We start from the raw sequence: 12867 nt of genomic DNA on the forward strand, positions 1-12867 counted from the left end.
TATGTCGTCCAATCTTGTGATCGTCTACCACCGCCAGCCTTACGAAGAGGTCGAGGTGGATGGTAAAATCGAATATCGCGAAAACAAAAGCCCGAACGGGATCGTGCCCACGCTCAAGAGCTTCTTTGGCCGTGTCGACAAAGGCGCGTGGATCGCATGGAAACATGCCGATGATCCGGCCAACCCCGACTTCGAGCAGGTCATCGAGATTGATGACCACTACGGCAAATATACCGTCTCGCGCCTGCCTTTGACGCCGGAACAGGTGACGAGTTTCTACCATGTCTCGTCGAAAGAGGCGTTCTGGCCGATCCTGCACGGGTTCAAGGAACGCTACAATTACGACCCTGTCGACTGGCCGACCTTCCGCGAGGTGAACTGGGCCTTTGCCGAGGCCGCCGCCGCAGAAGCCGCCGAGGGGGCTGTGGTCTGGATACACGACTATAACCTGTGGCTGGTGCCGGGCTATCTGCGCACCTTGCGGCCTGATGTGAAGATCAGCTTTTTCCACCACACGCCATTTCCGAGCGCGGATATTTTCAACGTGCTGCCTTGGCGCAAGGAGATTCTGGAAAGCCTTCTGGCCTGCGATGTCGTGGGGTTCCACATCCCGCGCTATGTGAACAATTTCGTCTCTGCGGCTCGCTCGCTGCTGGAGGTCGAGACGCTCAAACGCGAGAAGGTCAAACCTGAACTGGCCTCGGAAACTTCGGCTTTGTCGGAGCAGTCCGTGGTCACCGAGATCGGGTTCGAGGATCGCGTGGTCCGGCTTCAGGCCAGCCCCGTTGGCGTGGATGTGGAGTATATCGAAATCGTGGCCGAAAGCGACAGAACTGCCGCGAAGGTCAGGGAAATCAAGGAGGAGATCGGCGGCGCCCAGTTGATCCTTTCTGTCGGGCGCACGGATTACACGAAAGGCGGGATCGAACAGCTTGAGAGCTATGAACGCCTGCTGGAAACCCGTCCGGACCTGCGCGGCAAGGTGCGGTTGATGCATGTCTCTGTGGCGGCCAATTCGGGCATGACCGCCTATGAGGAAATCCAGCGCGACCTCGAACATCTCGCGGGGAAGATCAACGGGCGCTACGGCTCGTTTGAATGGCAACCCATCGCACTGATTTCCCGCCCTGTGCCGTTCGAGGATCTCGTGGCCTATTACCGTGCGGCGGATGTGGCGTGGATCACGCCTCTGGCCGATGGGATGAACCTTGTGTGCAAGGAATACTGCGCCGCGCGCACCGATGAGGACGGGGTTCTGGTTCTGTCCGAATTTGCGGGGGCTGCGGTGGAAGTGGCCGCCGCCGTGCCCACCAACCCCTTCTCGCACAAGTCGATGGACGGGGCGATCCAGTTCGCGCTTGATCTGCCGAAAGAGGAGCGCCGCGGGCGGATGATCTCCAACCGCAAGATGGTCAAGCTGCAAGACATCCGCTATTGGGCCGAAGACCAGATGCAGGCTTTCGGCACGGGAGACATCCCCGTGGAACTGACGCCAGAGGTGGCCTCGGCTTAAAGCGCGAAGACGGTTTCGGGCAGGCGCAAGATCAGGTTCGGGTTGGGAGAAATCTCGGCCCAGACCGGCCAGAGGCTGTCATGCCCGACGCCGAAGAAATTGCCGCCGGTTTGCGCCAGCAGGCTGGTGATGATCTGGAAATGCAGATGCGGGGCCCAGCCGCCGTTTTCATGCCAGTCGCCCAGCGGTGCAATGCTCTTGCCCGCGTCAACGGATGCGCCTTCTGCGACAAGGGGCTGTCCGAGATGGCCATAGAGCGTCCAGAACGGCGTGCCATCCTCGGTTTTATGTTCCAAAATCACCGTATGGCCGTAATCCAGAGGATCGGCATTGTAAGCCACCTGATGCACGCGGCCCGATAAGGGCGCGGTGACGGGCGTGCCTGCGGGGGCGAAAATGTCGATGCCGAGATGGCGTGCGCGTGGCTCCGGTCCGGAGGCATCGCGATACTGGTCGGCCTGATACACACGCCGCTTTTCGCCATAAAGACCATAGCCATAGAGCATGTCATCGCCTGTGCGCAGTGCTGCGAACCACGGATCAAAGGCGCGATCCGAAAAAGCGGGCATGCCCGCACGGTCGGAGGGCAGTGCGGTTGCGGGCATGTCTTGCGGGGCTGGCATCATGACGGGAGCCACAGCGGTGCGGCGCAGGTGCGATTGGATCGCGGCGGCTGTCGGGACGGGGGCATGGCCTGCGGCGTGGCGGATCACGGCGGTCAGGAACCCTGCGTCCAACTGATCGAGCCGTGCGGCGAGGGCTGTGCTCGCCTCGGCGCGGATCATGGGAAACAGCGCATCCGCCTCGCCATCCGAGAGCGCACCCTCCGTCACGCCCGCCAGAATGGCGTGGTGCAGATCGTCTGCTGCGTCCAGTCCGGCGGCAAGGCTGTGGGCAAGTTCTGTCATCTGGTCTGGCGTCATGGGGGAACTCTGATCGAAATGCTGGCGGGTGCCAATGGGACGCCGGTCATAAACGGCATCGACAGAAAGAAAAAGGCCCTCGCGGGGAGGGCCTTTGATGGGATTATTTCATCGAGCCGGTGTCGATAAAGCGCTGGTGCCAACTCAAGGCCTCGCGCAGATCGTGCGGGGCGTGGCCGCCGAAAGAGCTTTTCTTGGCGCGTTCGTAGTAATCACGCAGCATGTCGCGATACACCGGATGGGCGCATTTTTCGATGATTTGTTCGGCCTTCTTCTTCGGGTCCAGCCCGCGCAGGTCGGCAAGGCCCTGTTCGGTGACGATGACCTGAACGTCCTGATTGATGTGGTCCACATGGCTTGCCATCGGAACAATCGCGGAGATCGCGCCACCTTTGGCGGTCGACGGGGTCATGAAGATCGACACAGAGGCGTTGCGGGCAAAGTCGCCGGAGCCACCGATGCCGTTCATGATGCGAGAGCCCATGACGTGGGTGGAGTTCACATTGCCGTAGATGTCCGCTTCAATCAGCCCGTTCATCGCCACACAGCCCAGACGGCGCACCAGTTCGGGGTGGTTGGAGATCTCTTGCGGGCGCAGGATCAGCTTGTCACGGTAGCGATGCGCCTCGGCGTTGAATTTCTCCGCCGCTTCCGGTGAGAGCGAGAAGGCCGTGGCCGACGCCATGCGCAGCTTGCCCGCATCCAGCATGTCGAGCATGCCGTCCTGAATGACCTCGGTGAAGGCGGTCATGTTTTCAAACGGGCTGTCCAGCAGCCCCGCGAGCACGGCGTTGGTCACATTGCCCACACCGGATTGCAGCGGCAGAAGCTCTTTCGGCATCCGGCCCATTTTCAACTCATGGGACAGGAATTCGAGCAAGTGCCCCGCAATGTCGAGCGCGGTCTTGTCCGGTTTGGCGAAAGGCGCGTTACGGTCCGGTGTCTCGGTCTCGACAATGGCGACAATCTTGGACGGGTCCACTTTGAAATGCGGCTGGCCGATGCGGTCGTCCGCCTTGTCGAGCGGGATCGCCACACGGTTCGGCGGTAGCGCCGTGCCGTAGTAGATGTCGTGCATCCCGTTGAGATGTTCGCTTTGCCATGAGTTCAGCTCAAGGATGATCTTGTCCGCACATTCCAGCCAGGTCTTGTTGTTGCCAACAGAGGAGGAGGGGATCAGATCACCTTCGGGCGTGATGCCGGAGATTTCGATCACGGCAGTGTCGAGCTTGCCCAGAAAACCTTGCCACGCCATCGGCGCAACCTGGCTCAGGTGCATGTCGAAATAGTTCATCTCGCCCGTGTTGATCTTTTCGCGGGCAATGGGATCGGAGTTGTAAGGCAGGCGGAAGTCGATGCCGTTGGCCTTCGCCAAAGCCCCGTCAAGCTCCGGGCCGGTCGATGCGCCGGACCAGATCTTGATGCGGAAATCTTCGCCTTTGGCGTGGCGGTCTTCGATCAGGGCGGCCAATGCCAGCGGCACGGCTTTCGGATAGCCCGAACCGGTAAAGCCGCTCATGCCGACAGTCGCTCCGTTATGGACAAGGGCGGCGGCATCTTCGGCGGACATGATTTTGGATTGCAGGAAGGCGGGAACAGGACGGCGTGCAATGGTCACGAGGGAACTCTCCGGCTAGAAAATTTGCGTGGGCGCAATTCGGGAAGAGATGTCGCAATTATGTCCGACCGTTTCCTCCCAAACGCCCGTTGTCAGCATCTACGCCCGATCCGGCGGGGGCTTCCAGCCCTAATTCGACCCTAGGCGACAAGGGCAACCCCGATATACATTTTGCGCACAGATTTTTGAATCAATTTTTGCAATTGCGAATTTCGCGGAAAACTTTGCAAAGCGGTTTTGCTTGCAAACTGGCCCGCGAGGGTGGCGGGCCAGTTGGATGCCGGATTTCCGGCGGGTTGTCAGGCGGTCAGGCCGCGGTCAATCCGCAGGAACTGTTTGACGCGCGAGGCGTCTTTGGGGCCTTTGCGGGCGCGATCCATCTGGGTCCAGACCCGAGAGCGGCCAGCGGCGCGTTCTTGGGCAATATAGTGGACCAAGCGGCTGGAACCGGCATTGCGGTGGGATGTGTCAGCGATATGACGTGTCATAAGCTTTCCTCCTTTTCACATGAGTCACGGCTGTGCGAACAGCGGCCAAGGTCACTGCCGCGCACCCGTGGCGAAAGACTTCAGGCTTTGCAGTATAACAGATTCTCCCGAATTTTTATGGGCCCAGATCAAATTCGGTGCAATTGATGCCAGCGCCACAGGATTACGCCGCCAATTATGACAATCGCCAGAGACAGAAGAAATGGTGCACCGGGCAGGTAATGCGCTGTGCCGGGGCGTGAGAATATGGCGAAGGTTTCGGTCATCAGCAGCGGGCTGAAGATGGTGGCCAGCGCGGCGATGGAACTGGTCACGCCCTGTAATTCACCCTGCTGGTTGTCCGGCGTGGCGCGGCTCATCATGCCTTGCAGCGCGGGAATGGAAATGGCGGAAATGCCCGACAGGATGCTCATGATCCAGACCAGAGGCACCAAGGAGGTCAGCCCGAGGGTGAGAAACACTACGCTGTCCAGACAGATGCCCGCCATTGCCACGCGGTAGGGGCCGAAGCGGTTGACCAGAGGTCCGACCAGAAGCGCCTGCGCCAGCCCCATGCTGACGCCGAAGGTGAATAGCGTCATCCCGATGGTGGCCGTATCAAAGCCGAAGCGTTCCTCGGTGAAAAAGGCCCAGATCGCGGGATAGACGAAATAGGCCAGTTCGTAGAGGCCAAAGACGGTGAGCAGGCCGGTTAGGCCCTTGAGCTGGCCAATGGCACGGAAAGCGCCGAAGGGATTGGCTCGCCGCCATTGGAAGCTGCGGCGGTTCTCCGGCGCAAGGCTTTCGGGCATGACAATGAGGCCAAAGAGCATATTGGCACCGGCCATGGCGGCTGCGGCGAAAAACGGTGCGCGGGTGTCGACCCCTGCCAGAAATCCGCCGACCATCGGGCCGAGGGCAAAGCCCACGCCGAAAGCGGCATGGACATAGCCGAAATTGCGCGCGCGGTCTTCGGGGGCGGAGATGTCGGCCATGAAGGCCGCCGCAGTTCCGGGCGTTGCGGCGGTGATCCCCGCGACGAGCCGCCCGATGAGCAGAAGCCAGATGGTCGGCGCCAGTGCCATCACCAGATAGTCGAGCATCATCACGCCAAGGGCGGTCAGCAGGACCGGCTTGCGCCCGAAACGGTCGGAGAGGTTGCCGACGAGCGGGCCGAAGAGGAATTGCATCACGGCAAACCCGGTCGCCAGAACCCCGCCCCAGAGGGCGGCATCGGCCAATGCTCTGCCGGTCAGTTCGCGGATGAGTGAGGGCATGACCGGAAAGATCAGCCCGATCCCGATGCCGTCGATCAGAACCGTGATGGTGATGAAGAGGATGGGTAGGCGTCGGGACATGGCGTGATCCGGAATAGAGAACCTTGCCTTTGTGACCTCATGTCACAGGTCTGTCCATCATCCATCCTGCTGTTTCGGGCGCACAAGTGGTTGCAACACATCGGCAAGGCGTTCGGGCATCGAGAAATAGGGAGAATGGCCGGATGGCAGGCTGTGAACGCAGTCTTCGGGCCAGTCCGCGACCATCTTGCGTTGCTCTTCCGGCGGGACCACGCGGTCGTTTTCGCAGATCACATAGTGCCGTGGCAGGTTGCGGGAGGCGTCGGTGATGTGCAGCGGCGTGTCTTGCGGTTTGATAGCTTGCGCGCCGAGACGGGTCTTTGCGTAATCTGCTACCTCCGCCGGACAGTCGTGGAACAGCGCTTCCATGCCTTCGGCATTGAACCGGAAGGCGCGGCCATCATCGGTGCGTTCGATCAGCTTAAGGATCGGTTGGTCCTCCGCCGTCCTGCGCAGATCGGCGAGGCTCATGCCGTCTTGTGGCACATAGGCGCAGAGATAGACGAGCGCGGCGATTTTGTCGGGGGCTTTCTCTGCCGCCGCCGCGATGGCAAAGCCGCCTGCGGAATGGCCCACCAGAACGACAGGGCCACCGTGTTTGGCAATGTCGGCCAGAATGGCGTCGCGATAGCGCTCCAGCGTGACTTCGGTGTAATCCGTTAGACTCTCTCCGTGAGAGGGGAGATCAAGCGCGCGGGCCTTGAGACCACGCGCATGCAGGGCGCTTAGAAGATCACGCCAGCACCATGCCCCGTGGGCAGAGCCGTGGACCAGAAGAAAGGCAGGATCAGCCACAGCAGCCTCCATCATGGTCATGGTTGTGGGAATGGGACTGCGTGTGACCGGTCAAGTCTGGCACCGGATCATGCGGATCGGGATCGCGTTTGTCATGGGCGATTTCGGTCAGGAAATCAGTCAACAGCGCGGCATAGTCTTCTGGTGCATCAACCGGCGGGAGGTGACCGGATCGACGCATCAACTCAAACCTTGAACCGGGGATGACGCCCAAGGTCTCGCGCACCAGATCGGGCGGGGTGGAGCCGTCATACCCGCCAGCAATGCCCAGACAGGACAGGCGCAGGCCGGAGGTCGGTGTGTAGAAATCCGTGCCCGCAACCGCCGCCGCGCAGCCCAGATAGCCTTTGAGCGGCGTCTCGGTGATGGCGCGGCCCCAGCGTTGCGCCTCTTCGGTTTTGCGAAAGGCCGGTGCGAACCAGCGTTCCAGCGTGGGGGCAACGATGGACTCCAGCCCTTTTTCACGGATTTCCGAGATGCGTTTGTCCCAAACGCTGCGCACGCCGATTTTGGCCGCTGTGTTTGACAGCACCAGCGCGCGGATCTGGTCAAGGCGCTTGACCGCCAGTCCCTGCGCGATCAACCCTCCGATGGAGATGCCGACAAAGACCGCGTCTGTGACGTCGAGCGCGTCGAGAAGCTGTTCGGCGTCGCGCACCAGAGTGCCCATGGCATAGGGGCCATCGGGAGCGTCCGATCCGCCATGCCCACGCAGGTCATACCGGATGAGCCGAAGCCCCTCCGGCAGATGTGGCAGGACCGCGTCCCAGAGATGCAGGTTGGTCCCCAAAGCATGGGCGAAGACCACCGCGGGCGCGTCTTTCGGGCCGCTGTCCTCGACGTTGAGGGTGATGTTGGGCAGGTCTAGTCTCATGAGAGGGCCTCGATGAATTTGGCGATGACGGCGCGGCTTTCCGGCTCGTCGAGAAAGGGCACATGACCGCGATCCCTGACCTCGGTCGAGATCATGTCGGGGCGGCGTCTTTGCATCTCTTCCATGCAGGCGCGAGTCAGAAGGTTGGAGTTTTCGCCCCGCAAAAGCGCCAGCGGCAGGCCGCCGAGCGCGTCGAACAAAGGCCAGAGGTCCGGTAAATCCCCCGTGACACTCTGCGCTTCTATGGCGTCGCGCAGCTTCGGGTCGTAGCGCAGTTGCAAACGGCGCTCGCCTTCGGCCCAGATCCGGCGTGCGTAGACGCGCCATTGCGCGAGGCTGACATTGGGGAACTGGCGACCCAGAGCCTTGGGCAGTTTGTCGGCGGCATCATCAAAGCTGCGGTAGGCGGAGGGGCGGCCAAGGTAATCCATGATATGCGACAACCCTTCGGGGTCCATCTCCGGCCCGATGTCATTCAGCAGCACGCCGGAGAGCCGCTCTTTCGCGGTCAGGGCCAGCGCCATTGCAATCAACCCGCCGCGTGAGGTGCCCAGAATGGCCGCCTTGTCGATGCCGAGATGGTCGAGCAACGCCAAAGCATCTGCGCCCTCCTGCGGGATCGTGTAATTCATGAAATCCGGATCATAGTCCGACGCACCACGCCCGCGACTGTCGAGGCGGATGATCTGTGCGCTGTCTGCAAATTCCAGCACAGGTTCGAAATCATCCATGTTCCGCGTGAGACCAGCCAGACAGAGCAGGGGTGGCCCTTCGCCTTGGACATCATAAGCGAGCCTGATCCCGTCGGTTGTGGTGAAATGCTGAACCATGGTGTTTCCTCTCACGCGCAGATTGTCATGTCCGCGCCGGAGAGAAAAGGGGCTGGCTCAGACCAGTTCGGCCAAAAGCCGGAAGCCCGCGGTGAAATGCACGGTCAGCACAAAGGCGTAGCACGCCATAACCAGTAGTGCCTGATTGTGCGTCAGCCGGTCCTGATCCGGACGGCGGCGGTGCAGAAGGCTTTGAAGCCCCGCAGCAGCAAGGATAGCCATAGCAAGAGACTGGTCACGCAGTGCGGCAGAGGCAAAGGCTGCCGTCATGAACAGGGTCAGAAACGTGCCGAGTTGCGGCCAGAACGCGTCTGAGATCCCGCGCATGACACGTCCGCCGCCGAAGGGCAGAAACGGGAGCAGCATAACAAAGTTGAAACTGCCCAGCATGACCGCCGTGATGTGCAGGAAATTGGCCAGTCCGGGCGCAACAGGGGCCAGAACATGCGCCAGTCCAAAGGCGATAACCACGGGCGGGATGGCGAGTGCGGGGGCGTAAAGGGCCACGAAACTTTCTTCGAGCGCATGATCGAAGGGACGGTCCGAGCGGGGCGGCGCCATGAAGGGCAGGGGCACAAGCCGCACGCGGGCGACATCATGCCCGATGAGGCGAATGGCGAGCGCTGCGCCCAACTCGTGCAAGAGCACGGCCAGAATAAAACCGAAACCGAACAGCGGCGAGGTGACTGCCACGACCGCGATTGTCACCACGAAGCCGATGACCACGCTTGTCCCGTTGAATCCGCTTGCGCGAATACGGCCATGCGAAGGGGCAGGGCTTGTCACAAGGGGCAGGGCCATGACACCCAGAGCGATGGCGAGCAAAAGTAAGGTCATAGGTGCGTTGGTTCACAGCCTTGAAGTTGCATTCTGGACTTTGATGGGACTTAAATATGGCATGAATGTGGCGCGGGGGTGCCTGTGGCGCATCTTGGCAGGGAGCAACAAAATGTTTCCCAGTGAGCAACAAAGTAGGCAGCAAAACGGGCAACAAATGGGACAAAAAAGGCCCGCCACACTTGATCTGTCTTGCCCGCACCTCTGTGGGCTCTACTGTTAATGAAAAATGGCTGGAGGCCTCTCAATGAACAGCACGGTGGAAAAGCTTCGTGAAAGCCTGCGGGAATTGCAGGGGCAGCTTGAAAAAGAGGCGCTGGAGGCCCGCGAACGGTTCCAATACCGGTTCTCCAACGGACGGGTGGTTTTCGAGGAAGAAGCGCGCAAACGCGGACGCAGGCTGCGGGTGCGCTGGTCGGTGTTCTTGCGTCGGGCGCGGCCTTGGGAAATCGCCACAGCGCCGGTGATCTATAGTCTGATCATCCCCTTCGCCTTGCTGGACATCTTCGTGACGATCTATCAGCGGATCTGTTTTCCGGTCTATGGCATCCCGAAGGTCGAGCGCAAAGCCTACATCGCGGTGGACCGGCACAAGCTCACCTATCTCAACTTCATGCAGAAACTGAACTGCATCTATTGCGGCTATTGTAACGGGTTACTGTCCTATGTGCGTGAAGTGGCGGGGCGCACGGAATATTACTGGTGTCCGATCAAACATGCGCGGGCCATGCCGGATCGCCATGAAAAATATCAGCATTTTCTCGAATTCGGAGATGCTGAAAGCTGGGACAAACACTTCCATACAATGAAGAAACGCGCGCGGGCCTGTGAGGACTGTGACGGCTGCGGACCCGGTGGCGCGTCGTAACGGCTGGACGTGCGAGGCGATGGCCTGAAGGTTGGCGCCAAAGGGGCGGTTCTAAATACGCGAAAGCCCCGCCGGTGAGGGCAGGGCTTTGATCTTGGTTCTGCGTGAGCGGCCTCATTTCGAATGCATCAGAGGTTTTCGATCCGCGGCATTCCCATGATGTGATAGCCGCCATCTACACGGATGATCTCGCCCGTGGTGAATTTGCCACCATCCGACGCCAGATAGACCGCCGTGGCTCCGACCGCCTCAAGCGTGGCGTTGGATTGCAGCGGGGCGTTTTGCTCGGCATGTTTGTAGGTCCGGCGTGCTCCGCCAATGGCAGACCCCGCAAGTGTTTTCATCGGACCCGGAGAGATCGCGTTCACGCGGATGCCTTCGGGGCCCAGATCATTGGCCAGATAGCGCACGGAGGATTCCAGCGCCGCTTTCGCCACACCCATGACGTTGTAATTCGGCACAACCTTGTTCGACCCTTCAAAGGTCAGCGTCAGCAAGGTGCCGCCCTCGGTCATCAGTTCGGAGGCGCGATTGGCCACGTCGATGAAGCTGTAGCAGGAGATATGCAGAGAATTCTTGAAGTTCTCCACAGAGGTATCACGGAAGCGCCCTGTCAGCTCTGCCTTGTCGGAATAGGCGATAGCGTGGACGACGAAGTCGAGCTTGCCCCACTTGGCTTTGAGCGCGGCAAAAGCCTCGTCCATCTGGGCGGGGTTGGTCACGTCCACATCCACCATCGTGTCGGACCCGACGCTTTCCGCCAGTGGTTGCAGCCGCTTGCCGAAGGCCTCGCCCTGATAGGTGAATGCCAGCTCTGCACCCTCGGCAGCACAGGCTTTCGCAATGCCCCAAGCAATCGAGCGTTCATTGGCGACGCCCATAACGAGCCCGCGTTTGCCTTTGAGAAGATCAGCCATGTTTTTTATCCGTGATATTTCGACAAAAGCATCGAGCCGTTGGTGCCGCCAAACCCGAAGGAATTGGTCATCACCGTATCGAGGCCCGCATTTTCCACCAGCTTGGTTGCGATTTCGCCTTCGTGGATCGCGGGATCGAGGGTCTCGACGTTGATCGACGGGATGATGAAGTCGTTTTCGAGCGCCAGAAGGCAATAGACCGCCTCTTGCGCACCGGTGGCCCCTTGGGAGTGACCGGTCATGGATTTGGTCGAGGAAATCACCGGCGTGTTGCCTTCACCGAAGACGCGGCGCACGGCTTCGACCTCGCCGACGTCACCCACAGGTGTGGAGGTGCCGTGGGCGTTGATGTAACCGACCTTGCGGCCTTCTTCGAGCGTCTGGAGCGCCAGACGCATCGCCCGCTCGCCGCCTTCACCGGAGGGCGCAACCATGTCGGCCCCGTCGGAGGTGGCGGCAAAGCCGGTTACTTCGGCATAGATCTTGGCGCCACGCGCCTTGGCATGTTCGAGTTCTTCAAGCACCAGAACCGCCCCGCCGCCGGAGATCACGAAACCGTCGCGGTTTGCGTCAAAGGCACGCGACGCCTTGTCCGGTGTGTCGTTGAATTTCGACGACATCGCACCCATCGCGTCGAACAGACAGGACAGGGTCCAATCCAGCTCCTCGCCGCCACCTGCGAACATCACGTCCTGTTTGCCCATCATGATCTGCTCGGAGGCAGACCCGATGCAATGCAGCGAGGTCGAACAGGCCGAGGTGATCGAGTAGTTGATCCCCTTGATCTGGTAAGCGGTGGCCAGATTGGCGGAAATCGTGGAGGCCATACATTTCGGCACAGCAAACGGCCCGACGCGCTTGGTGGACATGGTCTTGAGCACGGATTGATGCGCGGTCAGCATGGCGGAGGTGGACGGACCACCCGAACCGGCAATCAGACCGGTGCGCGGGTTCACCACGTCACTCTCCTCGAGACCGGAATCGGCAATCGCCTGACCCATGGCAATATAGGCATAGGCAGCCCCCGGTCCCATGAATCGCAGCGCGCGTTTGTCGACATGGGACTTGATATCAATGTTCACGGCCCCCGCAACCTGCGAGCGGAAACCGTATTCCTTCATGTCTTCATTGGCGGTAATGCCGGATTTACCCGCCTTTAGAGAGGCAAGAACTTCTTCGGCATTATTGCCGATGGAGGAGACGATCCCCAAACCTGTGACGACGACGCGACGCATTGCGTGCTCCTTCTATTGCTTGGGTTTGTTGTAAGGCAGGGGGGGAGGGGCGTGCAAGGGGGAGGGTGGTCGTAAGCAGTTGAAGAAATTTTTGGGAAAAATTGTTTCAAGGTGGATCACTCCAAACGATCGTCCTTGGTGTTGAATGATTGATTCAGAGTGTCGGGAAACCAATTGCAGAATAGGTCATTCTCACTTTCTAGGGATGGAGTTGCTGGATTTTTTGCGATGCGATTGCCATTTAAACCTGCAAAATTGGGGAAATTTTTAAATTCAATCATAATGCCATTGACCTGCCCCCCATCGGCCCCTCGTTCATAATGAGAGTCTGCGGGTTTGATTTTGATAATCATGGATTTCGGTTTGGGCAAGCGCGCCGTGCGCGGAGCCCTCAAATTGCTCAAGCGCTCGGCGCGCCTGCAGTGGCGTTTGGTTTCCAAGTGATGAGTGCGGCCTGACGGCATTGTAGTCGTATCGCCAAAGGGCCAGCTTCCGCCGCGCTTCGTCCAGAGTGTCGAATATCTCCTCATTCAACAACTCGTCGCGCAGACTGCCATTGAAGCTTTCGATAAAGGCATTCTGCTGTGGCTTGCCTGGGTCAATGTAATGCCAAGGCACCTCGTTCGCGTCCG

General features: G+C 60.0%; 13 protein-coding genes. 2 read left to right on the forward strand and 11 right to left on the reverse strand.

The genetic code is table 11. The features are described from left to right. Position 1: 1 nt before the first annotated feature. Positions 2-1513: a glucosylglycerol-phosphate synthase gene (ggpS, locus tag BM152_RS13715; protein ID WP_066608818.1), complete on the forward strand. Its 1512-nt coding sequence runs from the start codon at positions 2-4 to the stop codon at positions 1511-1513. On the opposite strand, the gene BM152_RS13720 is transcribed toward ggpS, so the two are convergent. From BM152_RS13720 to BM152_RS13755, 8 genes are all read right to left on the reverse strand, one after another. After that, complete coding sequence (locus tag BM152_RS13720; RefSeq protein WP_066608821.1) at positions 1510-2436, reverse strand: peptidoglycan DD-metalloendopeptidase family protein; 927 nt, start codon at positions 2434-2436, stop codon at positions 1510-1512. The two genes, ggpS and BM152_RS13720, sit on opposite strands and share 4 nt — an antisense overlap. A 103-nt stretch (positions 2437-2539) precedes the next feature. Beyond that, positions 2540-4054 (reverse strand): succinyl-CoA:acetate CoA-transferase ScpC, encoded by a 1515-nt coding sequence (locus BM152_RS13725; RefSeq protein WP_074914338.1) that lies wholly within the window; start codon positions 4052-4054, stop codon positions 2540-2542. 299 nt (positions 4055-4353) lie between these two features. Next, a complete protein-coding gene (locus tag BM152_RS13730) occupies positions 4354-4542 on the reverse strand; it encodes a hypothetical protein (RefSeq protein WP_066608823.1) in 189 nt (62 codons plus the stop codon). 128 nt (positions 4543-4670) lie between these two features. Beyond that, positions 4671-5879, reverse strand: coding sequence for a TCR/Tet family MFS transporter (locus BM152_RS13735; RefSeq protein ID WP_066608826.1), 1209 nt, complete (start codon positions 5877-5879; stop codon positions 4671-4673). A gap of 57 nt (positions 5880-5936) precedes the next feature. After that, the gene (locus tag BM152_RS13740; protein WP_074914342.1) at positions 5937-6674 is read right to left on the reverse strand and encodes an alpha/beta fold hydrolase; all 738 of its coding nucleotides are present in this window, start codon (positions 6672-6674) and stop codon (positions 5937-5939) included. Further along, entirely contained in the window at positions 6667-7548 is an 882-nt protein-coding gene (gene pcaD / locus BM152_RS13745; RefSeq protein ID WP_082715466.1) for a 3-oxoadipate enol-lactonase, read from the reverse strand. The genes BM152_RS13740 and pcaD overlap by 8 nt, the downstream gene beginning before the upstream one ends. Further along, positions 7545-8378 (reverse strand): alpha/beta fold hydrolase, encoded by an 834-nt coding sequence (locus BM152_RS13750; RefSeq protein ID WP_066608834.1) that lies wholly within the window; start codon positions 8376-8378, stop codon positions 7545-7547. The genes pcaD and BM152_RS13750 overlap by 4 nt, the downstream gene beginning before the upstream one ends. A gap of 57 nt (positions 8379-8435) precedes the next feature. Then, positions 8436-9215: a zinc metalloprotease gene (locus tag BM152_RS13755; RefSeq protein WP_066608839.1), complete on the reverse strand. Its 780-nt coding sequence runs from the start codon at positions 9213-9215 to the stop codon at positions 8436-8438. 247 nt (positions 9216-9462) lie between these two features. Between BM152_RS13755 and BM152_RS13760 the strand changes: the two genes are divergently transcribed. Continuing rightward, complete coding sequence (locus tag BM152_RS13760; protein WP_066608843.1) at positions 9463-10083, forward strand: hypothetical protein; 621 nt, start codon at positions 9463-9465, stop codon at positions 10081-10083. 128 nt (positions 10084-10211) lie between these two features. Here BM152_RS13760 and BM152_RS13765 read toward each other — a convergent pair whose 3' ends face one another. The 3 genes from BM152_RS13765 to BM152_RS13775 all read right to left on the reverse strand — a co-directional run. Further along, positions 10212-11000, reverse strand: a complete 789-nt coding sequence (locus BM152_RS13765) for an enoyl-ACP reductase FabI (protein ID WP_066608851.1) — start codon at positions 10998-11000, stop codon at positions 10212-10214. 5 nt (positions 11001-11005) lie between these two features. Then, the gene (gene fabB / locus BM152_RS13770; protein WP_066608852.1) at positions 11006-12235 is read right to left on the reverse strand and encodes a beta-ketoacyl-ACP synthase I; all 1230 of its coding nucleotides are present in this window, start codon (positions 12233-12235) and stop codon (positions 11006-11008) included. Between the two features lie 315 nt (positions 12236-12550). Next, the coding region (locus tag BM152_RS13775; protein ID WP_139222506.1) for an integrase core domain-containing protein at positions 12551-12867 on the reverse strand (317 nt) is incomplete at its 5' end.

The organism is Celeribacter halophilus, assembly GCF_900114135.1.
Classification (GTDB): domain Bacteria; phylum Pseudomonadota; class Alphaproteobacteria; order Rhodobacterales; family Rhodobacteraceae; genus Celeribacter; species Celeribacter halophilus.